Origin of the sequence: Micromonospora sp. NPDC020750 (assembly GCF_044334565.1) — a bacterium.
GTDB lineage: Bacteria > Actinomycetota > Actinomycetes > Mycobacteriales > Micromonosporaceae > Micromonospora.
In genome coordinates, this window is record NZ_JBIRTH010000002.1 from 929,322 (window position 1) to 954,308 (window position 24,987).

Consider the following 24,987-nt stretch of genomic DNA (forward strand, 5'->3'; position numbering starts at 1 on the left):
ACGTATCCTGCCCAAGGCGCCGTGCCGGTGCCTCGGCGTTGCGGCGGGCGAAGCCCGTTTCGGCGTCGGCGCCACCCGCTGCCACACCTTCCGGGCGAGGTCTGATGAACACCCGCGACTGGCCGATTCGCTCGAAGCTGACGGCGCTGGTCGTCGCGCCGGTGAGCGCGCTGCTGGTGCTCTGGATCTTCGCGACCACCCTCACCTTCGGTCCGGCCCGGGACCTGCTCTCCGTCAGCACCCTCCTGTCCGACCTCGGCCGGCCGGGCGAGACGGTCGTCGCCGAGCTGCAACGGGAGCGCCGGCTCAGCGTGGTGCAGCTCGCCGGCGACGCCGCGCTGCCGGCGCTGGCCGAACAGCGGCGGCGCACCGACACCGCGGTCGCCGAGCTGCGCGGCCGGGTCTCCGGCGAACGCCTGCGCGACGCCGCCGACGACCTGCTCGACGCCCGCGTCGACCGGCTACTCGGCGCGCTGGACGGGCTGCCCAGCGGGCGGGGCTTCATCGATCGCCGCGAGGTCGACCGGACCGGCGCGATCGGGCTCTACAGCGGCATGGTCGGCGCGGCGTTCCAGGCGTTCTCGGCGCTGGCCACGCTGCCCGACGACGACCTTAACCGGCAGGCCCTGGCACTGACCGCACTCGGCCGTTCCAGGGAGCTGCTCGGGCAGGCCGATGCGCTGCTCGCCGGGGTGCTGGTCAGCGGGCGCTTCGCCGAGGGCGAGCACGCCCAACTCGTGCAGACCATCGGCAACCAGCGCTTCCTGATCGAGTCCGCGGTGGCCGACCTGCCGGCCGACGGCCGGGCCGCGTACCAGCGGCTGGCCGAGAGCGACGCCTTCGCCCGGCTGCGGGCCCTCCAGGACGCCCTGGTCCGGGCCGACCCCGTCCGGGCGCCCGCCGTGGACCTCCGGGCCTGGCAGACCAGCCAGGACACCGTCCAGCAGAGCCTGCGCGACTTCGAGCTGACCCAGGCCGACGGATTGGCCGAGCGGACGATTCCGGTGGCGGTCGGCATCCTCGCCCGCCTCGGGGCGGCCGGCCTGCTCGGGCTCGTCGCCGTGGTGGTGTCGGTGCTGGTGTCCCTGCGGGTGGGCCGGTCGCTGGCGCAGCGGCTCACCGGGGTGCGCACCGCCGCGCTGGAGATGGCCGAACACCGGCTGCCGGACGTGGTGGCCCGGCTGCGCCGCGGCGAGGACGTGGACGTGGCCCGGGAAACGCCCGCGCTGGAGTACGGCCGCGACGAAATCGGCCAGGTCGGCCACGCCTTCAACGAGGTGGGCCGCACAGCCGTACGCGCCGCCGTCGACGAGGTCAGCCTGCGCCGGGGGCTCAACGACGTCTTCCTCAACATCGCCCGGCGCAGCCAGGGTCTGGTGCACCGGCAGCTCGCCCTGCTGGACCGGATGGAGCGCCGCGTCGAGGACCCGGACGAGCTGGCCGAGCTGTTCCGGGTGGACCACCTGGCCACCCGGCTCCGCCGGCACGCCGAGGACCTGGTCATCCTGGCCGGTGCCGCGCCCGGCCGGGGCTGGCGCAACCCGGTCGCGATGGTCGACCTGGTCCGGGGGGCCATCTCTGAGGTCGAGTCGTACGACCGGGTCGACATCATCGACGTGCAGCCCGCCGCCACGGTGGGCCGCGCGGTCGGCGACGTCACCCACCTGCTCGCCGAGTTGGTGGAGAACGCCACCGCGTACTCCCCGCCGGGCACCCACGTGTCGGTGCGCGGGCAGAGCCTGCCCAACGGGTACGCGCTGGAGATCACCGACCAGGGGCTGGGCATGTCCGTCCCGGCGATGGAGGAGGCCAACCGGCGGCTGGCGACGTCACCGGAGTTCGATCCGGCCGACAGCGCCCGGCTCGGGCTGTTCGTGGTGGCCCGGCTCGCCACCCGGCACGGGATCCGGGTGCGGCTCCGCCGGGCCGCCCAGGGCGGAGTCACCGCCGTGGTGCTGATCCCGCCGGACCTGGTGACCGCAGAGCCGCCGCCCGATCCGCCGCCCGCCGCGCCGGACGGCTCGGCCGACGACCGGCGGATGGCCAAGGTGACCCGGCTCAAGACCCTGCCCCGGACGCGTCCGGCCCGGATCACCCGGGAGCGGGCGGACTCGCCGACCGCCGTGGTGCCGCTGGTCCCCAGCCGCGCCGTGCCGGTCGACCCGTCCGGTGAGGGCGACGGCCTGCCCCGCCGGGTGCGCCGGCGTGGCCCCGCCGCCCGCCCCCGGCCGGCCGCCCTGGACGCGCCGGCCCCACGCGCCCCGGAGGAGGCCCGTCGGCTGATGTCCGCCCTCCAGGCCGGCACCGCCCGGGGCCGCCGGGACGGCGCCGCCGACGGCGGTCCCGTGCCGCCCGTCTCCACCACCTCCGCCGCCGACGCGTCACCGGATCCGGACACCCCGGCGGTGTCTGCGCAACCCCCGACCGCAACTGAGAGGGATGCCTAGTGGTGCACACGACGAAGCCGAACGTCGATCTCGACTGGTTGCTCGACGACCTGGTGGAACGGGTGCCGGCCAGCCGCCAGGCGGTGGTGCTGTCGGCGGACGGGCTGCTGCTCGGCGCCTCGGCCGACTCCGACCGCAGCGACGCCGAGCACCTCTGCGCCCTGGCCTCCGGCTTCTCCAGCCTGGCCAAGGGCGCCAGCCGGCACCTCGACGCCGGGGGAGTCCGGCAGACCGTGGTGGAGATGGAGTCGGCATATCTCTTCGTCACCGCCGCCGGCCAGGGCGCGTGTCTGGCGGTGGTCGCCGAGGCCGACGCGGACATCGGCCTGGTGGCGTACGAGATGGCGATGCTGGTGATCCGGGTGGGCGAGAACCTCACCGCGCCGGCCCGGGTCGGGTCGGGTGCCGCCGATGCGGGCTGAGTCTCCCGGGCCGCAGCACGAGTGGCTGGACGCCGACGCCGGTCCGGTGGTCCGCCCGTACACCCTGACCGGCGGCCGGGTCCGGCCGCCGGCCGGTCTCGACCTGGTGGCCTTCGTGCTCACCGCCCGGGCCGTCGACCCCGCCACCCACTCACGACTGCACCCGGAGCACCGGCGGCTGGTCGAGCTGGCCCGCCGGCCGGTGCCGGTCGCCGAGCTCGCCGCCGAGCTGGACCTCGCGGTCGTCGTGGTCCGGGTGCTGGTCGGCGACCTGCTCGCCCGCGGCCTGGTCTCCGTGCACGCGCCGGCCGGCACCGCTTTCCTACCCGACGACAACATCCTCAAGGCGGTGGTCAATGGACTCCGTGCGCTATGACCGTGACGGAACAAGGGTGCGGATCCCGCTGGCCCTGAAGATCCTCATCGCCGGCGGCTTCGGCGCCGGCAAGACGACGCTGGTGAGCGCGTTGAGCGAGGTCCGACCGTTGCAGACCGAGGAGGTCCTCACCGGGGCCGGGATCGGCGTCGACGACGTCTCCGGCGTGGAGGGCAAGTCGACCACCACGGTGGCGATGGACTTCGGCCGGATCACCATCAACGAGGATCTCCAGGTCTACCTGTTCGGCACGCCCGGGCAGGACCGGTTCTGGTTCCTCTGGGACGAGTTGGCCTTCGGGGCCCTCGGCGCGGTGGTGCTCGCCGACACCCGACGGCTGGCCGACTGCTTCCCCTCGATCGACTACTTCGAGCAGCGGAACATCCCGTTCGTGGTCGGGGTGAACTGCTTCGACGACGGCCGCCGGTTCAGCCTGGACTCCGTACGGCAGGCCCTGGACCTGGACCCGGGGGTGCCGCTGGTGTTCTGCGACGCCCGGGACCGGCAGTCCGGCAAGGAGGTGCTGATCTCGCTGGTCGAGCACGTCGCCCGGCAGCGCGGCGAGCCGGTCCCGGTGGCCTGACCCGGCCCGCGGCGGCTCGCGGCGCGACGGCGATCTGATCGATTCGCGGAAATCAGGGCTGATGCGGTGGGTGGCGGGGAAAGCTCTGGTGGGACCGACACGGACAGCGGCGGAAGGCGGATCGGGTGACCGGGCAGCAGACGATCGTCCACCTCGGTGGTTACACGGCGGCCAGCGGCGGCCGGGGCGACGGGATCACCGCCGCCCGGCGGGACCCGGGAACCGGCGCGCTGACCCCGCTCGGCACCGTCGCGGTCACCCCGTCGCCGTCCTTTCTCGTCCGGCATCCCGTCCTGCCGGTGCTCTACGCCGTGAACGAGCTGGCCGAGGGGGAGGTCAGCGCGTTCCGCACCGGCCCGGACGGCGACCTGACGCCGCTGGGTGTGCGGGGCACCGGCGGCGCGGAACCCTGTCACCTGGCGGTCACCCCGGACGGCGGACACCTGGTCGTCGCCAACTACGGCGGCGGCAGCGTCGCAGTCCTCCCGCTCGACCCGCAGGGCGTTCCGGGCGAGCGCAGCGACCTGGTGGTGCACTCCGGGCACGGGCCGGACCCGCAGCGCCAGGAGAAGGCGCACTGCCACATGGTTTCCCCCGCACCGGACGCCGGGCCGCTGCTCGCCGTCGACCTCGGCACCGACTCCGTCTACCGGTACGACCTCGACGCCGCCTCCGGCCGGTTGGTGCCCCGAGGGCCCCGGGTGCACATGGCGGCCGGCACGGGCCCCCGGCACCTGGCCCGGCACCCGGACGGCCGGCGCTGCTGGCTGGCGGGCGAGCTGGACGGCACGGTGACCGCGTACGAGCTGACCCCCGACGGGGCGCTGCACCAGCGCGGCCGGGTGGACGCCAGCACCCGCGCCGGCCACGTCCTGCCCTCCGAGATCACGGTCGGCGCGGACGGTCGCTTCCTCTACGTCGGCAACCGGGGCGTCGGCACGGTGTCGGTCTTCGCGCTGGCGGGTGAGCTGCCCGAGCTGGTCGCCGAGGTGGAGACCGGCGGGGAGTGGCCCCGGCACCTCGCGCTGGCCGGCGGGCACCTCTACGTCGCCGACGAGCGCGCCGACATGATCCGGGTGTTCCGGGTGGATCCGGCGACGGGGGTGCCGACGCCGGTCGGCGAGCCCGTCCCGGTGCCCAGCCCGACCTGCGTCCTGCCCTGACCGGGCGGCGACCGGCAGCGCGCTCCGTCCCAGCTCAGGGGCATTCCGGCAACACCGGGATTCGAACTGGCGACTCAGGGTAACGAAATGGCCGGAAACTGTTGCTGCTGGGTAACTTTCGTCCGAACGGCCGTGGCAGCGCCCGCAGCGGTTACGCAAGATGGTCACCGTGCCAGGCCGCCATCGCATGCGTTCAAGTCTCCGCGGAGCAGGTGCCGTCGCCTCGGCGACCGCGCTGGTCGTCGTCGTCGCGGGCGCCTGGTTCGGGTACCGCCAACTGGTGCAGCCGGCATGCTCGGGGCAGGTCCAGCTCACCGTCGCGGCTTCCCCCGAGGTCGCGCCCGCGGTGCGGGCCGAGGCCGCCGGGTGGGTGGCCGACGGCGCGGCGGTCGGTGGCACCTGCATCACGGTCGACGTCTCGGCCGTCGACTCCGTGCACGTCGCCGCGGCCGTGGCCAGCAAGCACGGCGTGCAGCTTCCCGGCGTGGGTCAGGTCAGCGGCACCGCGGTCACCCCGGACGTGTGGGTGCCGGACTCCTCGACCTGGCTGCTGCGGCTGAAGAACGCCGGGGCCACCGCGTTCGCCCCGAGCAACGGCAGGTCCATCGCCCGAAGCCCCGTCGTGGTGGCGGTGCCCGAGCCGGTGGCCTCCTCCCGGCTCGGCTGGCCGGAGAAGAAGCTGACCTGGTCCGACCTGCTGCGGCAGGTGAGCAGCAGCAAGCCGCTGCGGACCGGGATCGTGGAGCCGACCCGGGACGCGGCCGGCCTGTCCGGGCTGCTGTCGCTGACCGCGACGGCCAGCGCCTCCGGCGGCGACGCGCAGGAGGCGACCACCGGCACGCTGCGGGCGCTGGCCACCGGCCGGTCCGCGTTGCGCCAGGACCTGCTCGCCCGGTTCCCGCGCTCGTCCGACCCGGCGGCAATCGCCGGCGGCCTCGGTGCCGCAACGCTGTCGGAGGAGGCCGTGATGGCGTACAACGAGGGGAAGCCGCCGATCCCGCTGGCGGCGCTCTACCTCGAACCGTCGCCGGTGCCGCTGGACTACCCGTACGCGGTGCTGCCCGGTGTCGAGCCGGCGAAGCAGTCCGCAGCCCGGGGCCTGTTCGGGGCGCTCACCGCCCCCGGCTTCCGTGACCGGCTGGCCGAGCGGTCGCTGCGCGCGCCCGACGGCGCCTGGGGCGAGGGCTTCAAGGCGCTGCGGGGCGCGCCGAGCCCGGGCGGCGGCGCGGGCGTCACGCCCGCTCCGGCCGGCAACGGTGCCGGCGGCCTGGACCCGGCGGCGATAGAACGCGTCGTCTCCAGTTGGTCGATCGCCACCCAGTCCGGCCGGATGTTGTGCGTGATCGACGTCTCCGGTTCGATGAAGCAGCCGGTGCCGAGCGCCAACAACGCCACCCGGGAGCAGGTCACGGTGGCGGCGGCCAGCCGGGGCCTGAACCTGTTCGACGACTCCTGGTCGATCGGGCTGTGGACCTTCTCCACGAAGCTGGTGGGCGCCCGGGACTACCGCGAGCTGGTGCCGATCAACCCGCTGTCGGGCAACCGCGCCCGACTGGAGCAGGGGCTGACCACGATCCGGCCCTCGAACGGCGACACCGGCCTGTACGACACGTTGCTGGCCGCGTACCAGGAGGTCCAGGACGACTGGGAACCGGGCCGGGTCAACTCCGTGGTGTTGTTCACCGACGGCAAGAACGAGGACGACGACGGCATTTCCCAGCAGAAGCTGCTCTCCGAGCTGAAGCGGATCGCCGACCCCGAGCGGCCGGTCCAGGTCGTCATCATCGGCATCGGCGCCGACGTCAGCAAGGCCGAGCTGGAGTCGATCACCAAGGTCACCGGTGGGGGGAACTTCGTCACCGAGGACCCGACCAGGATCGGTGACATCTTCCTGAAGGCGATCGCGCTCCGCCCGAACGCTCCACGCTGAGTAACCAATCAGTGCAGATTGGACCGTCGCCCCGGTGAAACCGGGGCGACGGAAGGATTTTTCATGGAAGCTGTTCCCAAGCAAATGACGGCAATACGTCCGAGGCGATCGGTGGCCATGGTTCTGAGGCAAGATGTCGGGGTGCTCCGGCATCGATGGTCCTGTGAAGAGGACCGACCGTCGACCGGGGTCGGCCTCAGCAGAAGTGGGGAGGGCCGGTGACGTCGACGACGCTTTTGACCCCCACCAGGACGCCGTCGCGTCCTGGTGGCCACCGGGCCGGGCCGGTGGCCCGCGTCGACGAGCGAGCGTACGTCCGCATGCTGGTGGTGCTGGACACCGCCGTGCTGGCCGTCGCCGTGCTGGTCGGCTACGTCACCCGATTCGGCGACGAGGAGCCGGTGGGCTCGAAGATCCCGTACGTCGTGGTCGCGCCCGCGCTCGTGCTCACCTGGCTGGTCTCGCTCAAGGTGCTGCGCTGCTACGACGACCGGGTGCTGGGCTACGGCGCCGACGAGTACCGCCGGGTGAGCACGGCCAGCCTGCGGCTCGCCGGGGGCACCGCGATCGCCGGCTACATCGCTGACGTCGGCGTCTCCCGGGGCTTCCTGGCCATCTCGTTCGCGGTGGGCATGCTGGGCCTGGAGGCGGCCCGGTTCGCCGCCCGCAAGCGGCTGCACCGGGCCCGGTCTCAGGGCCGGGGCTGGTCGCGCAAGGTGCTGGTGGTGGGCGACACCGCGCACGTGCTGGAGCTGGTGCACCAACTGCGCCGGGAGCCGTACGCCGGCTACCAGGTGGTCGGCGCCTGCATCCCGGACGCGCTGCTGGCACCGGTGCCGCAGCGGCTCGGGGACGTCCCGGTGGTCGGCTCGTTCCGGGGCATCCCGCAGGCGGCCACCGCGATCGGGGCCGACACCGTGGCGGTCACCGCCTCCGGTGAGCTGACCGCGACCCGGCTGCGGCGGCTCGGCTGGCAGCTGGAGGGGACCGGGGTCGACCTGGTCGTCGCGCCCGCGCTGACCGACGTGGCCGGTCCCCGCATCCACACCCGGCCGGTCGCCGGCCTCCCCCTGATCCACGTGGAGGCCCCCGAGTTCCGGGGGGCCCGCAAGCTGGTCAAGGGCTTCGTCGACAGGTCCGCCGCCACCGTGGCGCTGGCGCTGCTCCTGCCGCTGGTGGCGGTGATCGCGCTGGCCATCAAGCTCGACAGCCGGGGGCCGGTGCTGTTCCGGCAGACCCGGGTCGGCCAGGGCGGCCGGGAGTTCGGGGTGTTCAAGTTCCGCACCATGGTGATCAACGCCGACGCCCTGCTCGCCGAGCTGGCCGCCCGCAACGAGACCGACGGGCTGATGTTCAAGATGCGCGACGACCCCCGGGTGACCCGGGTCGGCCGGGTGCTGCGCAAGTGGTCGCTGGACGAGCTGCCCCAGTTGGCGAACGTGCTGCTCGGCCACATGAGCCTGGTCGGCCCGCGCCCGCCGCTGCCCTCCGAGGTGGCCCGCTACGACGGCGATGTGGCCCGGCGACTGCTGGTCAAGCCCGGCATGACCGGCCTCTGGCAGGTCAGCGGCCGGTCCGACCTGAGCTGGGAGGACGGCATCCGGCTCGACCTCTACTACGTGGAGAACTGGTCACTGGCCGCCGACCTGACCATCATGTGGAAGACCTTCGGCGCGGTGATGCGCAGCCGGGGCGCCTATTGACCACCCGGTGGCGGGGCGACGCAGGCAGCGACCCCGCCCCGGCTGAGGGCCCGGTCACGCCCGGCTGAGGGCCCGGTCACGGCTGGGGGCCGGTCCAGTCCAGGCAGACCACCACCGCGTCGTCGACGAGGTCGCCGGCGACGAACGCCCGCAGGTCGCCGAGCAGCGACCGGACCGCCTCCAGCGGCTCCATCGGGCCGGTCCGGCGCAGGAACCGGTCCAGCGCCGTCCCGCCGTACCGGACGTCCTGGCCGGTCGCCTCGATGACGCCGTCGCTGAGGACGAAGAGCCGGTCCCCGCGGTGCAGCGTGAACTGCTGCTCCCGGTAGTCGGTCCCGTCGAACATGCCCAGTGGGAACTGCGCCTCCAGGGGCTGCTCGACCACCTCGCCGTCGCGTAGCAGCACCAGTCGGGGTGAGCCGGCGTCGACCACCGTCATCGTCCCGCCGGCGAGGTCCAACTCCAGCAGCAACGCCGAGACGTGCTGCTCGCCCCGGTGCAGGGCGTACACCGCCTGGTCGGCCAGCGCCGCCTGGTCGGCCAGGCAGAGCCCGCCCCGTCGGGCGTTGCGCAGGGCGTGGGTGGCCAGCGCGGTCAGCACGGACGCGGTGACCCCCTCACCCATCCCGTTGATCGTCGACAGCCACAGCCGGTGCCCGTCGTCGGACCAGTCGAAGCTGTCGCCGCGTACGGCGTACGCCGGTTCGAGCTGTCCAGCCAGGCTGAACGAGGGGCGGATCCGGCTCCGGCCGGGCAGCAGCTCCCACTGCATCTCGGCGGCCAGGGTGAGCCGGCGGCTGCGGCGGGTGGCCCGGTACACGTCGGTGCCTTCGTTCACCGCCATCAGTTCGTGGCCGAGGGCGGTGGCGATCCCGAGCAGCTCCTCCCGGGCGTCCCGGTCCTCGGGGAGCGGGGCGACCCGCAGGACCCCGCGCCGTTCCCCCCGCATGCTCACCGGGAAGTAGCCGGTCCGGTCGGCCAGGATGGGCTCCTGGTGGTCGAAGCACCGCCAGGCCGGATGTCCCGGCCCGGTCACCGGCTCACCTTCCGTGAGCGGAAGCAGCGCCGCGAGCCGGTAGTCGACCTGGAGCAGTTCGACGTGCGTGATCCCGTACGACCGTTCGAGGTCTGTGGCGAGTCGGTCGACCAGCAGGTCGGCCGGCGCCTCGGTCAGCGTCCGGCGGGCCCGGTCTTCCGCACCGCTCATCGTCGCTCCTCTGTTCGGAGGCCCGGCGACCAGGGACGCCGGGTAGTCTCGTGCCCACCATGTCCGAAGAACACGGTCCACGCGGACCAGAAGCGAGTATGGCCGCCGCCCTCGATGCGGCCGCCGGCACCCTGCTCACGGTCTTCGAGGCGGCGCGCGAGCGGACCACCAGCCGGCTCTCGGGGGCGCAACTGCGCGCGGTGATGGTGGTCGAGCAGCACGACGGGATCAACCTGCGTCGGCTGGCGACGCTGCTCGACATGCTGCTCTCCTCGGCCAGCAGGCTCTGCGACCGGCTGGTGGCCGCGGGCATGCTGGAGCGCGAGCCCGGCCGGTCCGACCGCCGGGAGATCTCCCTGCACCTCACCTCGGAGGCCGAATGGCTCCTCGCCGAGCTGCGGGCCGACCGCCGGCAGCGGCTTGCCGTGATCCTGGCCGGGATGACCCCCGAGGGGCGGCGGGCGCTCCTCGCCGGCCTTCAGGAGTTCGACGAGGTGGCCCGGCACCGGCATCCGCCGGAGCCGCCGGTCGCGGAGCCGTCCGCCGAGACCCGGCCGGGGGAGCGGGCGACGGCGACCGGGCCGGGTGACTGGTCCTCGGGGGAGCCGCAGGCCGGCTGGTCGAGCGGGAACCGGCCCGGCGGAATACCGCACGGCCGGTCGACCGGCGACGCCCCGAGCGGATGGTCCGGCGAGGCCGCCGCGGGCGGCTGGTCGCGTACGGCCTGACCCTGGTCCGCATCCCCGGTCGCAGCAGTCGCGGGTCGGCGACCCGGATCCCCTGCGGCGAGGGTGTCCGCCGTACATCGGCAAAGCAGGTCAGCCGGTACGGCTCAGCCATCCGACCGGGTCGGCGACGATCCGCCGGACGACGGAGCCGGCCGCACCGACCACGGCGGCCTCCGGGCCGAGCACCGAGGAACGCACGGTCACCGGCGACCATCCGGCGGTGAGCACCCGCCGTGACACCTCGGCCAGCACCGGTGGCCGCAGCCAGGGCGTGAGCAGGGCGTATCCGCCGCCGAGCACCACGGTGTCGAGGTCCAACAGGTTCACCACGCCGGCCACCGCGATCCCGAGCGCCTGCCCCGCCTCGGCCAGGGCCGCCCGGGTCGCGGGGTGGTCGGTGGCCGCGAGGTCGGCCAGCCGGGTCGCGGCGGTGTCGGCCGGAAGGTCCGCCCGGTCCAGCCCGGCGGCGGCGAGGATGGCCTCCTGGCCGGCGTACCGTTCGAGGCAGCCCCGGCCGCCGCACCGGCAGGGCCGGCCCTCCGGCTGGACGGGGATGTGACCGATCTCGCCGCTCCAGCCGCGTACGCCCCGGAAGAGGGCGCCGTCGAGGACGATCCCGGCGCCGATGCCGACCTCGCCGGAGACGTGCAGGAAGCTGACCGGCCCGTCCGGGTCGGCGTGCAGCTCGCCCAGCGCGGCCAGGTTGGCCTCGTTCTCCACCACCAGCGCCGGGATGCCGGGGACCGGCTCGACCAGCGGCGGATGGTCGGAGAGCAGTTCGGGGACGGGCACGTCCCGCCAGCCCAGGTTCGGGGCGAGCCGGACCAGCCCGGCCGCGTCGACCAGCCCGGGCACCGCGAGGGCGGCCCCGGCCAGGGTGAGCCCCTGCCGCTCGGCGTCGACCCGGGCGGCGGCGGCCAGCCCGACGAGCCGGGCCAGCGCGTCGGCGGGGGAGACCGGGCGCAGGTCGGCCCGGCGCACGGTGTGGTGCCGGACCTCGCCGGCCAGGTCGACCACGCAGGCGGCCAGGTAGTCGACGTTGATCTCCAGGCCCAGCCCGGCCGGGCCGTCGCCGGCCAGCACCAGGCCCCGGGCCGGGCGTCCGGCGCCGGTGCGGGGGGCCGGCTCCGACTCGCCCACCAGCCGGCCGGCGACGAGGTCGTCGACAACGGCGGAGACGGTGGCCCGGGTCAGGCCGGTCGCGGCGGCCACCGCGGCCCGCGACGGTGGGCTGGGCGCGGCGGCGATCCGGCCGAGCACCACGGCGAGGTTCAGCTCGCGCAGACTGCCCTGGCGGACCGCCGCGGCCGGAGCGGCGGGACGGGTCACCCCTTGACACTGCCACACGCCCGTCAAATAATTCAACCACTGAACAAATAGCTGCCGGAGGTCCGCCATGGCGTCCCGTCCCACCCCCGCCGACAAGTTCTCCTTCGGCCTCTGGACGGTGGGTTGGCAGGCCCGCGACCCGTTCGGCGACGCCACCCGCCCGGAGCTGGACGCCGTCGAGGCCGTACACAAGCTCGCCGAGCTGGGCGCGTACGGGATCACCTTCCACGACGACGACCTGATTCCCTTCGGCGCGGACCCGGCCACCCGCGACGGCCGCATCACCCGGTTCCGCAAGGCGCTCGACGCGACCGGGCTGGTCGTCCCGATGGTCACCACCAACCTCTTCACCCATCCGGTGTTCAAGGACGGCGGATTCACCAGCAACGACCGCGACGTGCGGCGGTACGCGCTGCGCAAGGTGCTGCGCAACGTCGACCTCGCCGCCGAGCTGGGCGCGCGCACCTTCGTCATGTGGGGCGGCCGGGAGGGCGCCGAGTACGACCTGGCCAAGGACGTCCGTTCCGCGCTGGACCGCTACCGCGAGGCCGTCGACCTGCTCTGCCAGTACGTCGTCGACCAGGGATACGACCTGCGCTTCGCCATCGAGCCGAAGCCGAACGAGCCGCGCGGTGACATCCTGCTGCCGACCATCGGGCACGCGCTGGCGTTCATCTCCACCCTGGCCCGCCCGGACCTGGTCGGCCTCAACCCCGAGGTCGGCCACGAGCAGATGGCCGGGCTGAACTACGTCCATGGCGTCGCCCAGGCGCTCTGGCAGGGCAAGCTGTTCCACCTCGACCTCAACGGCCAGCGCGGCATCAAGTACGACCAGGACCTGGTCTTCGGCCACGGCGACCTGCTCAACGCGTTCGCCCTGGTCGACCTGCTGGAACACGGCGGCCCTGACGGCGGCCCGGCCTACGACGGCCCCCGGCACTTCGACTACAAGCCCTCCCGCACCGAGGACATGACCGGGGTGTGGGCCTCGGCCGAGGCCAACATGCGCACCTACCTGCTGCTGCGGGAGCGGGCCGCGGCGTTCCGGGCCGACCCGGAGGTGGCCGAGGCGCTGGCCGCCAGCCGGGTGCCCGACCTGGCCACCCCGACGCTGGCCCCCGGCGAGGGCTACGCCGACCTGCTCGCCGACCGCACCGCGTTCGAGGAGTACGACGTCGACGCCGCCGCCGCGCGGGGCTTCGGCTTCGTCCGGCTCAACCAGCTCGCCGTCGAGCACCTGCTCGGCGCCCGCTGAGGTCGCCGCCGTGCCCCTGGTCGCCGGGTTCGACTCGTCCACCCAGTCCTGCAAGCTGGTGATCCGCGACGCGGAGACCGGCGCTCCGGTCCGCTCCGGCCGCGCCCGGCACCCCGACGGCACCGAGATCGACCCGCAGGCCTGGTGGGATGCCCTGGAGGCGGCGGTCGAGGCGGCCGGCGGGCTGGGCGACGTCGCCGCGGTCTCCGTCGCCGGGCAGCAGCACGGCATGGTGTGCCTCGACGAGGCGGGCCGGGTCGTCCGGCCGGCGCTGCTGTGGAACGACACCCGGTCGGCCGGGGCCGCCGCCGAGTTGGTCGAGGAGGCCGGCGGCGGCGAGGCCGGCCGGCGGTTCTGGGCCGACGCGGTCGGCTCGGTCCCGGTGGCCAGCTTCACCGCCACCAAGCTGCGCTGGCTGGCCCGGCACGAGCCGGCCAACGCCGCCCGGGTGGCCGCCGTCTGCCTGCCGCACGACTGGCTGACCTGGCGGCTGGCCGGCGCGCCGGGCCTGGCCGCCCTGCGCACCGACCGCAGCGACGCCAGCGGCACCGGCTACTGGTCCCTGGCCACCGGGGAGTACCGCCTCGACCTGCTGGAGCGCGCCTTCGGCCGCCGGCCGGCGGTCCCCGTCGTGCTCGGCCCGGCCGAGGCCGCCGGCACCCTGGACCCGACCGCCCTGACCGGCCCGTCGTCGTTGACCGGCCCGTCGTCGTCGGCCGGCCCGGCGACCGGCGGGGTGCCGCTCGGGCCGGGGGCCGGGGACAACGCCGCCGCGGCGCTCGGCGTCGGTGCCCGGCCCGGGGACGTGGTCGTCTCCATCGGCACCTCCGGCACGGTGTTCAGCGTCGCCGACGCCCCGGCCGCCGACCCGAGCGGTGCGGTGGCCGGCTTCGCCGACGCCACCGGCCGGTACCTGCCGCTGGTCTGCACGCTCAACGCGGCCCGGGTGCTCGACGCCGCCGCCGGCCTGCTCCGGGTGGGCCTGGACGAGCTGTCCGACCTTGCGCTGTCCGCGCCGCCCGGCGCGGACGGGCTGGTCGTGGTCCCCTACCTGGAGGGCGAGCGGACCCCGGACCGGCCGTCCGCCACCGGCGCGGTGCACGGACTGAACCTGGCCACCTCGACCCCCGCCCACCTGGCTCGGGCGGCCGTCGAGGGGATGCTCTGCGCGCTCGCCGACGGTCTCGACGCGCTGGTGGCCCAGGGGGCCCGGGTCGAGCGGGTGATTCTGGTCGGCGGCGGCGCGCGGTCGGCGGCGGTGCGCCGCATCGCGCCGCAGGTCTTCGGCCGCCCGGTCGTCGTCCCGCTACCCGGGGAGTACGTCGCCGACGGAGCGGCCCGCCAGGCCGCCTGGCTCGCCCTGGGCGGCGAGGCCCCGCCCGACTGGTCGCCGGCCGGCACCGAGGAGCACTCCGCCGACCCCGTCCCCGCCGTCCGCGAGCGGTACGCCGCCGCCCGCGACCGGGTGCTCGACCGCGTCGATCCGACGTAATGGGCTGTACGCGGGCCGTCCCGGCTGGGGATCATCGACTGATGCTGACCATCCCCGCCGGTGACGGCCCGCGTCACCTGCCCTCGGTCCTCCAGTACGACGACGCGGACACCCCGTGCGACGTGATCGACGCGCTGGTGCTGGCGGACTTCGTCACCGGCCGACACCCCTGGTCACAAACCGTGCGGCTGTCCCGGATCCGTCCCGAGGCGACCCTCACCCCGCCCGACGGGCGGCTGCTGCGCACCGCCACCGAGAACCGGCAGCGGTCCCGGCTGCTGGCCGGCGACGGCTGGACCGCCCGGGTGGTGATCTGGAAGGGACGGGGCGCCGAGGTGACCGTCACCGCCGTCAGCGACGAGGTCGGCCGGGCGGCCCTCGACCGGATCGTGGAAGGGGCGGCCGAGCCGGAGGACCTGGACACCGGACGGATCGGCTTCTGGCACCAGAACCCGCGCCGGGGTGCCCAGCGGGACCTGCGGTCCATCGCCGCCCCCGACTGGCCGCTGATCCGCGGCAACTACACGGCGACCGCGCGGGCCGACCTGGACGCGCTGATGGCGGTCACCCCGGAGACCGTCACCGGCCGGCTGGTGCTGCTGCACGGCGCGCCCGGCACCGGGAAGACCACCGCCCTGCGGGCGCTGATCCGGCGGTGGCGGCCGTGGTGCCAGGTCGACAGCGTGCTCGACCCCGAAGTGCTCTTCTCCGACACGTCGTACCTGTCCGAGGTCGCCGTCGGCGAGGAGGGGGACGGGGAGGGCGGCACCGGCCGGCGGTGGCGGCTGCTCATCCTGGAGGACTGCGACGAGCTGATCCGCAGCGAGGCGAAGCAGGCCACCGGGCAGGCGCTGTCCCGGCTGCTCAACCTCACCGACGGGCTGCTCGGGCAGGGGCGGGACGTGCTCGTCGCGATCACCACGAACGAGGACCTGTCCCGGCTGCACCCGGCGGTGGTCCGCCCCGGACGCTGCCTGGCCCGGATCGAGGTGGGCCCGCTGTCGTACCGGGAGGCCACCGACTGGCTCGGCACCGCCGCCGGGGTGCCGTCCGTCGGGGCGACGCTGGCCGAGCTGTACGCGCTGCGCGCCGGCGTCTCCACCACCCCCTCCGTCCACGCCGAGATCGGCGGCTACCTCTGACCGGACGGGGCCGCCCCCGAGGGGGACGGGCGATCCGCCGGGCCGCCGGTGGGGGGTCGGTCACCGGGCCGTAGCCCGCGCCTGGTTGGCTGCCCGACATGAGCTCGACCAGGAGCGGGCCCCGGGCGGCCCGGGGCGGCGGCCCGGTGCACCGGCTCTACAGCGTCGTGGTCTTCGTGCTGCTCGCCTCGCTGGACAACGTGGCGATCGGCCTCGTCCCGCCGCTGTACGGGCCGATCTCCGGGGCGCTCGGCGTGTCCCAGCGGCTGCTCGGCCTGGTCACCGCGGTCAGTTTCCTGGTCAGCGCCGTCGCGGCGGTCGGCTGGGCGTACGTCGGCGACCGGACCGACCGCAAGCCGCTGCTGATGGTCGGCACCCTGGTCTGGGCGGCCGGCACCGGCGGCAGCGCGCTGGCCCAGAACTACCCGACGTTCCTGGCCGCCCAGCTCGTCGCGGCGGTGGGCCTCGGCGCGGTCGGCTCGGTCGGCTTCTCGGTGGTCACCGACCTGATCTCGCCGCGCCGACGTGGGCTGGTGATGAGCTTCTGGGGGCTGTCCCAGGGCGTCGGCACCCTGGCCGGGACGCTCGCCGGCGGACTGCTCGGCGCCACCGAGTGGCGGCGGCCGTTCTGGCTGCTCACCATCGTCGGGCTGGCCGCTACCTGCGCATACCTGTTCACGTACGACATCCGGCGGGGGCAGAGCGAGCCGGAGCTGGCCGAGGCGCTCGCCACCGGCGCCGAGTACGACTACCGGATCACCCGGGCCGACCTGCCCCGGATCCTGGACCGCCGGACCAACCGGTGGCTGGTGCTCCAGGGCCTGACCGCCCAGGCCGCCTTCGGCTCGCTGGTCTGGCTGCCGGTGCTCTTCGCCGAGCGGGCCGAGGAGCAGGGCTACTCTGCGGTCACGGCCGTCGTGGTGGGCAGCGTCTTCGCCACCCTGTTCCAGCTCGGCGGGGTGTTCTCCATCGTCGGCGGCCTGGTGGGCGACGCGCTCCAGCGGCGTACCCCCCGGGGCAGGGCACTGGTCGCGGCGGTGGGCATCCTCGCGGCCCTGCCGTTCTACCTGGTCCTGTTCTTCGTGCCGATCCGCATCGACGTGCCCGACGGCGGCAGCACCGGCGCGATCGTCGGCGCGGTGCTGGCCAGCGTCGTCACCGAGCCGACGGTCGGGCTGAGCCTGCTCACCGCCGTGCTGGCGCTGGCGCTCACCTCGGCGAACTCGCCCAACTGGTTCGCCCTGATCGCCGACGTCAATCCGCCGGAGCACCGGGGCACCGTCTACAGCCTCGGCAACCTGGTCAACGGGGTCGGCCGGGCGGCCGGCAACGGCCTGGTCGGGGTGGCCTTCCACGCCCTGCGGGCGGCCTTCCCCCCGCCGCTGAACTACGCCGTCGGGCTGGCCGCGTTCCAGCTCTTCTTCATCCCCACCGGGGTCATGTACTGGCTCGCCTCCCGCACCTCGCCCCGGGACATCGACGCCGTGCACGACCTGCTGCACGCCCGCGCCGACCGCCTGTGAGGCAGGGCCCCTCCCGGGAAGGGGCCCTGCCCGCGCCCTGTCAGGCGGCCCGGTACCAGACCGTCACGTCGGTCGGGACCGCGCCGTCGTCGGTCAGCGGGGCGCTGGCGTGCAGCACCTCGGCCCCGGCCGGCAGCGGCGCCGCCGCGTCGCCGAAGTTGGTCAGCACGGCCACCTCGCCGTTGCGGAAGGCCAGCACCTCGTCGCCGGAGGAGAGCCAGAACAGGGTGCCCCGGCCCAGCCCGTGCTCGCGGCGCAGCCGCAGCGCGGTCCGGTACAGCTCGTACGTCGAGCCGGGCACCCCGCGCTGCCGGTCCAGGGCGTACTCGGCCCATACCGGCGGCTGCGGCAGCCAGCTCGCATCGGTCGGCCCGAAGCCGTACGACGGGGCGTCGGCCTCCCACGGGATCGGCACCCGACAGCCGTCCCGGCCCCGCTCGGTGTGCCCGCTGCGCTCCCAGGTCGGGTCCTGCCGGGCCTCGTCGGGCAGCGTCATGTGCTCCGGCAGACCCAACTCCTCGCCCTGGAACAGGTACGCGGAGCCGGGCAGGGCCAGCATCAGCAGGCTGGCCGCCCGGGCCCGGCGCAGGCCGAGCGCGGCGTCCGGCTGCGGGTCGCCGATGCCGATGCCGTTCGGCTTGGGGGTGCCGACGGGCAGGCCGAGCCGGGAGGCGTGCCGGACGACGTCATGGTTGGACAGCACCCAGGTGGTGGGAGCGCCCACCTTGTCGGTGGCCTCCAGCGAGCGGGTGACCACGGCGTACTGGGCGGGGGCGGTCCAGGCGGCGAGCAGGTACTCGAAGTTGAACGCCTGGTGCATCTCGTCGGGCCGGACGTACCGGGCCAGCCGCTCGGCCGGCTCCACCCACGCCTCGGCGACCAGGATCCGCTCCCCGGGGTACTCGTCGAGCAGGCGTCGCCAGTCCCGGTAGATCTCGTGCACGCCGTCCTGGTCCCACATGGGCGGGCGCGGCTTGTCGACCTCGTTGCCGGAGAGGATCTCCTGCGGCTCCTGCCAGTCCGCCAGGTCGGCCTGCTTGACCAGCCCGTGCGCCACGTCGACCCGGAAGCCGTCCACCCCGCGGTCCAGCCAGAACCGCAGCACGTCCAGGAACTCGGCGCGGACCTCCGGGTTGTCCCAGTCGAGGTCGGGCTGGCCGGGGTCGAACAGGTGCAGGTACCACTGGCCGGGGCGGCCGTCCGGCTCGGTGACCCGGGTCCACGCCGGACCGCCGAACACGCTGCGCCAGTCGTTCGGCGGGCGGTCGCCGTCGGGGCCGAGGCCGTCGCGGAAGACGTACCGGGCGCGCTCCGGGCTGCCGGGCGCGGCGCTGAGGGCCGCGGAGAACCAGCGGTGTGCCGACGAGGTGTGGTTGGGCACCAGGTCCACGATCACCCGCAGGCTGCGGGCGCGGGCCTCGGCGATCAGCCGGTCGGCGTCGGCGAGCCGGCCGAACAGCGGGTCCACGTCCCGGTAGTCGGCCACGTCGTAGCCGGCGTCCGCCTGTGGCGAGGGATAGAACGGCGAGAGCCAGATCGCGTCCGCCCCCAGCTCGACCAGGTGGTCGAGGCGGGCGGTGATGCCCGGCAGATCGCCGATCCCGTCGCCGTCCGAGTCGGCGAACGAGCGCGGGTAGATCTGGTAGATGACGGCCTCGGTCCACCAACCGGTGGCCGGGCCGGCGGACGGTTCCTGCTGGGTCGCGTTGGTGTTCAGGGCCTTCTCCCGTGTGTCGACGCCGTCGCCGGTCATGTTCCCGCCCGTCATGTTCCCGCTCGGCGGGCGGGTGAATCCGTTCAGTCTGGCCGGGGCGGCGCGGTCGAGTCCCGCACGACGAGCCGAGTGGGCAGGATCACCGGTCCGGACGCCGGGCCGGCCGGTGTGGTGTCGCCCGGGGCGGGGACGATCCGCCGGACCGGCTCGGAGAGGGCCCGGCCGCCGAGCGGGTCGAGCAGGATGCGTGCCGCGAGGCGGCCCTGTTCCGCCGCCGGCTGGGCGATCGTGCTCAGCCCGAGCACCCCGGACAGCTCGTGGTCGTCGATGCCGATGACGCTGACGTCCTGCGGCACCCGTAGGCCCGCGTCGCGCAGCGCGCGTATCGCGCCCATCGCCATCTCGTCGCAGGCGGCGAAGATCGCCGTCGGCGGTTCGCCCCGGGCGAGCAGTTCGGTGGCGGCCAGGTTGCCGCCGTCGACGGTCAACTTCGACTCGATGTCGAGGCTCGCGTCCAGGGGCACGCCGGCGGCGCGCAGCGCCTCCTGGTAGCCCTGGCGGCGGTCCAGGTGGGCGGTGAAGGCCAGCTCGTCGTCGGGGTCGCCGGAAATGTGGGCGATCCGGCGGTGACCCAGGTCGAGCAGGTGGCGGGTGGCGGTCCGCGCCGCCGCCACGTCGTCTATGCGTACGCAGGGCCAGCCGGGCACGCCGCTGCCGGAGCTGATGGTCACCCCGGGCAGGTCCAGCGTGGTCAGCTCGGCCAGTTCGGCCGGGCGCAGCGGGGTGGCGACCAGCATGACCGCGTCCACCCGCTTGTTCAGGTTCGCGGCGCGCAGCACCCGCTGCCGGGTGCGTTCCCGGCCGCCGAGGTTGTAGAGCAGGAGGTCGTAGCCGGACTCGTTCAGGGTCTCCTCGACGGCCTCGACCACGGTGCCGAAGAACCAGCGGGTGATCCGGGGCACCACCACCGCCACGGTGGCGGTCCGGCCGCTGGCCAGCCGCGACGCGCTCGGCGAGACCGCGTACTGGAGCTGCTCGGCGGCGACGAGCACCCGGCGACGGGTGGCTGCGGACACGGTCGGGAGGCCGCGGAGCGCGCGGGAGACGGTGGCCGTGGAGACCCCGGCCAGGCGGGCGACATCATCGATCTTCGTCATGGTTATCCCGCCCCGGTGACCCGACCGCCGCCGCCCGGAACCGGGCGGCGGCGGTCGTCCGGTTCATCCCTTGACGCTGCCGGCGAGCAGGCCGCGCACGAAGTACCGCTGGAGCGACAGGAACACGACCAGCGGTACGACCATCGAGACGAACGCGCCGGCGGTCAGCCGTTGCCACTCGTTGCCCCGGGTGCCGGCCATCTCGGCCAGCCGGACGGTGAGCGGCGCGGTCTCGTTGCCGCCTCCGGCGAAGATCAGCGCGACCAGCAGGTCGTTCCAGACCCAGAGGAACTGGAAGATGCCGAAGGCCGCGATGGCCGGGGTGATCAGCGGCAGGACGATGGTGCGGAAGATCTTCGGGTGGGTGGCCCCGTCGACCCGGGCCGCCTCCATCAGGTCCTTGGGCAGCTGCGAGATGAAGTTGTGCAGCAGGAAGACGGCGAACGGGAGCGCGAAGCAGGTGTGCGCGAACCACACCTGTGCGAACTTCTGCTCGTCGACCAGGTCCCAGGCGGGCATGATGGTGACCCCGCCCAGGCTGACACCGGTGGAGAAGAACTTCAGCAGCGGCACGAGGGCCATCTGCAGCGGGACGATCTGCAACGCGAAGATCGCGATGTACATCCAGTCCCGGCCCTTGAAGTTGATCCACGCCAGTGCGTACGCGGCCAGGGACGCGAACGCGAGCGGGAACAACACCGACGGGATGGTGATCGCCAGCGAGTTGATGAAGTAGCTGGCGAGCTGCCCCGACGAGGACGAGCTGCCGAACAGCACGTCCTGGTAGTTCTCCAGGGTGAACTGCGGGTCGGTGAAGAACGTCCACCAGCCGTTGGACTTGATCTGGTCCTCGGGCCGGACGGAGGAGACGAGCAGGCCGAAGGTCGGGATCGTCCAGAGCAACGCGATGACGATCGAGACCAGCGTCGCGGTGCGGCTGTTCAGCCGCTTGCGGACCCGTCCGGCGGTCGTGGCGGTCTTTCCGGTGGCCTGGGTCCCGGCGGGAAGCGTGGGCGTTGTGGTGGTCATCTCAGCCCTCCCGCTGTTGACGCAGGTTGCGGATCTGGTAGATCACGAGCGGGATCACCAGGACGAAGAGGAACACCGCCAGCGCCGAGCCCTGCCCGTTCTGGCCGTACCGGAACGCCTGGTTGTACATCTCGTTCGCGATGACGCTGGTGTCGTAGTTGCCGTTGGTCGCGGTCCGGACGATGTCGAAGACCTTGAGCGTGGCGATCGACAGCGTCACCACCACGACGATCAGCGCCGGCCGGATGCTCGGCATGGTGATCTGCCAGAACATCTGCCACGGGCTGACCCCGTCCAGCCGGGCGGCCTCGACGATGTCGCCCGGGATGGCCTTGATCGCGGCGGAGAGCACCACCATGGCGAAGCCGGCCTGGATCCAGACCATGATCACGATCAGCAGCAGGGTGTTCAGCGGAGAGTCCAGCAGCCACTGCTTCGGCTCGCCGCCGAGGCTCACCACGATCTGGTTGAGCAGACCGATCTGCTCCTGCCCGTCGCCGCGGAAGGCGTAGACGAACTTCCAGATGATCGCGGCGCCGACGAACGAGATCGCCATCGGCATGAAGATCAGTGACTTGGCCACCGACTCGAACCGGGCCTTGTCCACCATGACGGCGTAGAGCAGCCCGAACGCGGTGGCCACCAGCGGCACCAGCAGCACCCAGACGAGCGTGTTGATCAGCACCCGGACGATCGAGTCCTCGGAGAACATCCAGGTGTAGTTGCGCAGACCGACCCAGTTGTCGCTGCTGCCGTCCATGAAGGAGAGCAGCGTGGTGCGGATGGCCGGGACGACCAGGCCGATGAGGAGCAGCAGCACCGCGGGCAGTAGGAAGAAGAACGCGAACATGCCCTCGCGCTGCTTCGGCCGCCGGGGCAGCGGCGCCCCGCTCGCCGAGGCGGCGACCAGTTGCGCCTCGCGGCGTCGGGCGAACCAGGACGGCACGGCGTCGAGGAGCAGAAGCAGACTCCCGACGACCGCGACGAACGCGATCAGCCCGTACATCAGCATGAGGAGCTTCGGCTGCTCTTCGGCGAAGTCGAACTCCATCAACCCTCCTTCGGGGTTTCGACGCGGCCGGTGGGCCGGCCCTCTTCAACGGGCCGGCCCACCGCCGGGATCACTTCGGCCAGCTGCTTTCGATGCCCTTGAGCACCGTGGCAGTGTCCTTGCCGTTGATCCAGTCGACCATGCCCTTCCAGAAGGTCCCGGCGCCGACGGCGGCCGGCATCAGGTCCGAGCCGTCGAAGCGGAACACGGTCTTCTGGTCCTGGAGGATCTGGACGGAGAGCTTGTCGACCGGGTTCGGCACGTTGGCCAGGTCGAGCTTGTTGTTCGCCGACACCCAGTCACCGATCTTGGCGCGGCTGTTGGCGTACTCGCCGGAGGCCAGGTAGGTCTGCACCGCCTGGACCTCGGGGCGGTCGGCGAAGGCCGCGACGAACTCGCCGCCACCGAGGACCGGCTTGCCCTTGGCGGGGTCGATCGCCGGGAAGTAGAACGCGAAGACGTCGCCGTCCTCGGCCACCTTGGTGCCCTTCGGCCACTGGTTGGCGTAGAAGGACGCCTGGCGGTGCAGGGCGCACTTGCCGGCGGTGATCGGCGTGCCCGCCTCCTGGAAGGAGGTGGTGGCGATGCTCTTCACGCCGCCGAAGCCGCCGTTGACGTACTTCTCGTTCTTGAGGATGGTGCCGGCCTTGTCGAGGGCCTCGGCGACCTTCGGGTCGTTGAACGGGATGCCGTGGGTGGTCCACTGGTCGTAGACCTCGGGGGTCTGCGTCCGCAGCATCATGTCTTCGATCCAGTCGGTGGCCGGCCAGCCGGTGGCGTCACCGGACTCGATGCCGGCGCACCACGGCTTGGTGCCGCTCGTCGCGATCTTGTCGCTGAGGGCCGTCAGCTCGTCCCACGTGGTGGGGACGGTCCAGCCCTTCTCCTTGAACGTCTTCGGCGAGTACCACACGAAGGACTTGACGTTCGAGCCGAGCGGAGCGCCGTAGAACTGGCTGTTCACGGTGCTGTACTTCAGCCAGTCGGCCGAGTAGTTCTGCTCGGCCATCGCCTTGGTGTCGGCGCCGGCCGGCTTGAGCTTGCCGGAGTCGACGAACCGCTTGATCAGGCCGGGCTGCGGGATGAAGGCCAGGTCGGGCGCGTTGCCGCCGTCGACCCGGATACCGAGCTGCGCCTCGAACTCGCCGCTGCCCTCGTGGTCGATCTCGATGCCGGTGCAGTCCTCGAACTGCTTCCAGGACTGGTCGAGGCGGTCGGCCTCGATGTCCCGGATCGACGAGTAGATCGTGACCTTCTTGCCGTCGTGATCCTTGTACTTCTCATATGCCGCGCACTCCGCGGAGCCCGCGTTCTCGCTCTTCTTGTCGTCGCCGGTGCCGCAGGCAGTGACGCTGAGCGCCAGCCCCAGTGCGCCAGCGACCGCGAGAGCCTGGCGTGGTCTGGCAGATACCGCCATGCCGTTCTCCTTCCTTGCCGGCGCGGTCGTGCTCGACGCAGCGCCGGTCCGATGGGCGTCAACACATGCAAGCGCTTGCATTGGGGTGAGTCCAGCCCCAGCCGGACACGGACGAGTAACAATCCCGAAACCCGCTCACCCCTAGTGGGCACGCTCCCACGCATAGGGGTCGTGACCGTCCGGGGATCGCCCGAAGGGCCTTTCGGGGGCCTTTCGAGGGTCTTTCGGGGGGTGGAAGTTTCTGTCACGATGAGGGCAGTCAATTGAAGATTGTCTACATCGGAGGTGCTGGATGCGTAAGCGGTGGTTTCAGCCTCACGGCGGTCGGCCTGCTGTGTACTAAGGCACGAAGACCTGCACCAGCAACAACAACTGCTCCTCGGGCGCCGGCTCCGGCACGGTGGACACCGCGGGCACCCCGTTGACGGTCCGCTCCGGCCCGGGCACCGGACACGGCTCGGTCGGAACCGTCGCCGACAGGACAAAGGTGACGATCCAGTGCCAGACCAGCGGCACCACGGTCACCGGCACGTACGGCACCAGCTCGATCTGGGACCGGATCGGCAGCGGCCGGTACATCGCCGACGCCTACGTCTTCACCGGCTACATCCCCAACGTCCCGCGCTGCCGAGACGGCGATAGGGGTTCCCCCTGTCGACGCCCCGCGTCGACAGGGGGCACTGCTCTCAGTTCAGCTGCCAGACGGACCAGTTCAGGGCGGCGGCGAAGGTGACCCAGGCCCAGTACGGCAGCAGCAGCGCCGCTGCCGGGCGGGAGAGCTTCGCGAAGAGCGCCACCGTCACCCCGATGGCCAGCCACATCAGCACGATCTCGGCGAAGGCGAGGCCGTACCGGCCGGCGCCGAAGAACAGCGGGGTCCAGATCGCGTTCAGCACGAGCTGGGCGGTCCAGGCCCACAGCGCCGGGCCGAAGCCGACCCGCCGCCAGACCAGCCACCCCGCGATGGCGATCAGCGCGTACAAAAGGGTCCAGACCGGGCCGAACAGCCAGGACGGGGGTGCCCAGGCCGGCTGGTTCAGGCTCGCGTACTCCTCGGAGGTGCCCCGTACGCCGAGCCCGCCCACGGCGGCGGCCACCGTCACCGCCGCGCCGAAGCCGAGCAGCGCCCACCACTTCCGCGCCCCGGTCGACCGCCGGACGCTGTCCGAAACTGTCATGTCGAAGAGGTGCCCGGCGATCCGGGCACCCAAACTCCGCCCGCGCCCACCCGGCCTACGGACGGCAGGACGCCGGGGCCGTCCTGACCGTTGCTCCTGTCTGGGAGGACGGAGCTCCGGTCACGACGACCCCGGCGGGTC

General features: G+C 73.2%; 21 protein-coding genes. 12 read left to right on the plus strand and 9 right to left on the minus strand.

What is annotated here, in order from left to right:
* Positions 1-104 precede the first annotated feature (104 nt).
* The 7 genes from ACH4T9_RS09505 (at position 105) to ACH4T9_RS09535 (ending at position 8,624) form a co-directional block, all read left to right on the plus strand.
* Positions 105-2,447 carry a nitrate- and nitrite sensing domain-containing protein gene (locus ACH4T9_RS09505; protein ID WP_396670024.1) on the plus strand — a complete coding sequence of 781 codons (2,343 nt, stop codon included), beginning with the start codon at positions 105-107 and terminating at the stop codon, positions 2,445-2,447.
* Positions 2,447-2,869, plus strand: a complete 423-nt coding sequence (locus ACH4T9_RS09510; protein WP_396670023.1) for a roadblock/LC7 domain-containing protein — start codon at positions 2,447-2,449, stop codon at positions 2,867-2,869. The genes ACH4T9_RS09505 and ACH4T9_RS09510 overlap by 1 nt, the downstream gene beginning before the upstream one ends.
* Positions 2,859-3,245 carry a DUF742 domain-containing protein gene (locus ACH4T9_RS09515; RefSeq protein WP_396670022.1) on the plus strand — a complete coding sequence of 129 codons (387 nt, stop codon included), beginning with the start codon at positions 2,859-2,861 and terminating at the stop codon, positions 3,243-3,245. The genes ACH4T9_RS09510 and ACH4T9_RS09515 overlap by 11 nt, the downstream gene beginning before the upstream one ends.
* The gene (locus tag ACH4T9_RS09520) at positions 3,226-3,828 is read left to right on the plus strand and encodes a GTP-binding protein (protein ID WP_396670021.1); all 603 of its coding nucleotides are present in this window, start codon (positions 3,226-3,228) and stop codon (positions 3,826-3,828) included. The genes ACH4T9_RS09515 and ACH4T9_RS09520 overlap by 20 nt, the downstream gene beginning before the upstream one ends.
* Before the next feature lie 125 nt (positions 3,829-3,953).
* Positions 3,954-4,991, plus strand: coding sequence for a lactonase family protein (locus tag ACH4T9_RS09525; RefSeq protein ID WP_396670020.1), 1,038 nt, complete (start codon positions 3,954-3,956; stop codon positions 4,989-4,991).
* A 187-nt stretch (positions 4,992-5,178) separates the two neighbouring features.
* The gene (locus ACH4T9_RS09530) at positions 5,179-6,921 is read left to right on the plus strand and encodes a substrate-binding domain-containing protein (RefSeq protein ID WP_396670019.1); all 1,743 of its coding nucleotides are present in this window, start codon (positions 5,179-5,181) and stop codon (positions 6,919-6,921) included.
* A gap of 218 nt (positions 6,922-7,139) precedes the next feature.
* On the plus strand, positions 7,140-8,624 hold the full coding sequence (locus ACH4T9_RS09535) for a sugar transferase (RefSeq protein ID WP_396670018.1): 1,485 nt from the start codon (positions 7,140-7,142) through the stop codon (positions 8,622-8,624).
* A gap of 76 nt (positions 8,625-8,700) precedes the next feature.
* Here the strand turns inward: ACH4T9_RS09535 and ACH4T9_RS09540 are convergent, their stop codons facing one another.
* Complete coding sequence (locus ACH4T9_RS09540) at positions 8,701-9,831, minus strand: PP2C family protein-serine/threonine phosphatase (protein ID WP_396670017.1); 1,131 nt, start codon at positions 9,829-9,831, stop codon at positions 8,701-8,703.
* A 98-nt stretch (positions 9,832-9,929) separates the two neighbouring features.
* On the opposite strand from ACH4T9_RS09540, the gene ACH4T9_RS09545 reads away from it, so the two are divergent.
* Entirely contained in the window at positions 9,930-10,559 is a 630-nt protein-coding gene (locus ACH4T9_RS09545) for a MarR family winged helix-turn-helix transcriptional regulator (RefSeq protein WP_396670016.1), read from the plus strand.
* A gap of 90 nt (positions 10,560-10,649) precedes the next feature.
* Here the strand turns inward: ACH4T9_RS09545 and ACH4T9_RS09550 are convergent, their stop codons facing one another.
* A complete protein-coding gene (locus ACH4T9_RS09550) occupies positions 10,650-11,915 on the minus strand; it encodes an ROK family protein (protein WP_396670015.1) in 1,266 nt (421 codons plus the stop codon).
* Positions 11,916-11,955: 40 nt separating this feature from the next.
* On the opposite strand from ACH4T9_RS09550, the gene xylA reads away from it, so the two are divergent.
* From xylA to ACH4T9_RS09570, 4 genes are all read left to right on the plus strand, one after another.
* Positions 11,956-13,143, plus strand: coding sequence for a xylose isomerase (gene xylA / locus ACH4T9_RS09555; RefSeq protein WP_396670014.1), 1,188 nt, complete (start codon positions 11,956-11,958; stop codon positions 13,141-13,143).
* 10 nt (positions 13,144-13,153) lie between these two features.
* Complete coding sequence (gene xylB / locus ACH4T9_RS09560) at positions 13,154-14,635, plus strand: xylulokinase (protein WP_396670013.1); 1,482 nt, start codon at positions 13,154-13,156, stop codon at positions 14,633-14,635.
* A gap of 41 nt (positions 14,636-14,676) precedes the next feature.
* Positions 14,677-15,777, plus strand: a complete 1,101-nt coding sequence (locus ACH4T9_RS09565; protein ID WP_396670012.1) for a DUF5925 domain-containing protein — start codon at positions 14,677-14,679, stop codon at positions 15,775-15,777.
* 98 nt (positions 15,778-15,875) lie between these two features.
* A complete protein-coding gene (locus ACH4T9_RS09570) occupies positions 15,876-17,300 on the plus strand; it encodes an MFS transporter (protein ID WP_396670011.1) in 1,425 nt (474 codons plus the stop codon).
* A 40-nt stretch (positions 17,301-17,340) separates the two neighbouring features.
* On the opposite strand, the gene ACH4T9_RS09575 is transcribed toward ACH4T9_RS09570, so the two are convergent.
* The 7 genes from ACH4T9_RS09575 to ACH4T9_RS09605 all read right to left on the minus strand — a co-directional run bounded on the left by ACH4T9_RS09575 (position 17,341) and on the right by ACH4T9_RS09605 (position 24,846).
* Complete coding sequence (locus ACH4T9_RS09575; protein WP_396670722.1) at positions 17,341-19,017, minus strand: glycoside hydrolase family 13 protein; 1,677 nt, start codon at positions 19,015-19,017, stop codon at positions 17,341-17,343.
* Between the two features lie 80 nt (positions 19,018-19,097).
* Positions 19,098-20,171 (minus strand): LacI family DNA-binding transcriptional regulator, encoded by a 1,074-nt coding sequence (locus ACH4T9_RS09580; RefSeq protein ID WP_396670010.1) that lies wholly within the window; start codon positions 20,169-20,171, stop codon positions 19,098-19,100.
* A 63-nt stretch (positions 20,172-20,234) separates the two neighbouring features.
* Complete coding sequence (locus ACH4T9_RS09585; RefSeq protein WP_396670009.1) at positions 20,235-21,200, minus strand: carbohydrate ABC transporter permease; 966 nt, start codon at positions 21,198-21,200, stop codon at positions 20,235-20,237.
* Between the two features lies 1 nt (position 21,201).
* Positions 21,202-22,251, minus strand: a complete 1,050-nt coding sequence (locus ACH4T9_RS09590) for a carbohydrate ABC transporter permease (protein WP_387015882.1) — start codon at positions 22,249-22,251, stop codon at positions 21,202-21,204.
* A gap of 70 nt (positions 22,252-22,321) precedes the next feature.
* On the minus strand, positions 22,322-23,668 hold the full coding sequence (locus ACH4T9_RS09595; protein ID WP_396670008.1) for an ABC transporter substrate-binding protein: 1,347 nt from the start codon (positions 23,666-23,668) through the stop codon (positions 22,322-22,324).
* 339 nt (positions 23,669-24,007) lie between these two features.
* Positions 24,008-24,247, minus strand: coding sequence for a hypothetical protein (locus ACH4T9_RS09600; RefSeq protein WP_396670007.1), 240 nt, complete (start codon positions 24,245-24,247; stop codon positions 24,008-24,010).
* 107 nt (positions 24,248-24,354) lie between these two features.
* Positions 24,355-24,846, minus strand: coding sequence for a TspO/MBR family protein (locus ACH4T9_RS09605; protein WP_396670006.1), 492 nt, complete (start codon positions 24,844-24,846; stop codon positions 24,355-24,357).
* Positions 24,847-24,987 lie beyond the last annotated feature (141 nt).

What these genes read in the sequence shown, in the direction of transcription:
- ACH4T9_RS09595 (WP_396670008.1), bottom strand. Translation starts at nt 23,668, where the DNA reads ATGGCGGTATCTGCCAGACCACGCCAGGCTCTCGCGGTCGCTGGCGCA.
- ACH4T9_RS09545 (WP_396670016.1), top strand. Translation starts at nt 9,930, where the DNA reads ATGGCCGCCGCCCTCGATGCGGCCGCCGGCACCCTGCTCACGGTCTTC.
- ACH4T9_RS09530 (WP_396670019.1), top strand. Translation starts at nt 5,179, where the DNA reads ATGCGTTCAAGTCTCCGCGGAGCAGGTGCCGTCGCCTCGGCGACCGCG.
- ACH4T9_RS09520 (WP_396670021.1), top strand. Translation starts at nt 3,226, where the DNA reads ATGGACTCCGTGCGCTATGACCGTGACGGAACAAGGGTGCGGATCCCG.
- ACH4T9_RS09570 (WP_396670011.1), top strand. Translation starts at nt 15,876, where the DNA reads ATGAGCTCGACCAGGAGCGGGCCCCGGGCGGCCCGGGGCGGCGGCCCG.
- ACH4T9_RS09565 (WP_396670012.1), top strand. Translation starts at nt 14,677, where the DNA reads ATGCTGACCATCCCCGCCGGTGACGGCCCGCGTCACCTGCCCTCGGTC.
- ACH4T9_RS09540 (WP_396670017.1), bottom strand. Translation starts at nt 9,831, where the DNA reads ATGAGCGGTGCGGAAGACCGGGCCCGCCGGACGCTGACCGAGGCGCCG.
- ACH4T9_RS09605 (WP_396670006.1), bottom strand. Translation starts at nt 24,846, where the DNA reads ATGACAGTTTCGGACAGCGTCCGGCGGTCGACCGGGGCGCGGAAGTGG.
- ACH4T9_RS09505 (WP_396670024.1), top strand. Translation starts at nt 105, where the DNA reads ATGAACACCCGCGACTGGCCGATTCGCTCGAAGCTGACGGCGCTGGTC.
- ACH4T9_RS09600 (WP_396670007.1), bottom strand. Translation starts at nt 24,247, where the DNA reads ATGTACCGGCCGCTGCCGATCCGGTCCCAGATCGAGCTGGTGCCGTAC.
- ACH4T9_RS09585 (WP_396670009.1), bottom strand. Translation starts at nt 21,200, where the DNA reads ATGACCACCACAACGCCCACGCTTCCCGCCGGGACCCAGGCCACCGGA.
- xylA (WP_396670014.1), top strand. Translation starts at nt 11,956, where the DNA reads ATGGCGTCCCGTCCCACCCCCGCCGACAAGTTCTCCTTCGGCCTCTGG.
- ACH4T9_RS09580 (WP_396670010.1), bottom strand. Translation starts at nt 20,171, where the DNA reads ATGACGAAGATCGATGATGTCGCCCGCCTGGCCGGGGTCTCCACGGCC.
- ACH4T9_RS09515 (WP_396670022.1), top strand. Translation starts at nt 2,859, where the DNA reads ATGCGGGCTGAGTCTCCCGGGCCGCAGCACGAGTGGCTGGACGCCGAC.
- ACH4T9_RS09590 (WP_387015882.1), bottom strand. Translation starts at nt 22,251, where the DNA reads ATGGAGTTCGACTTCGCCGAAGAGCAGCCGAAGCTCCTCATGCTGATG.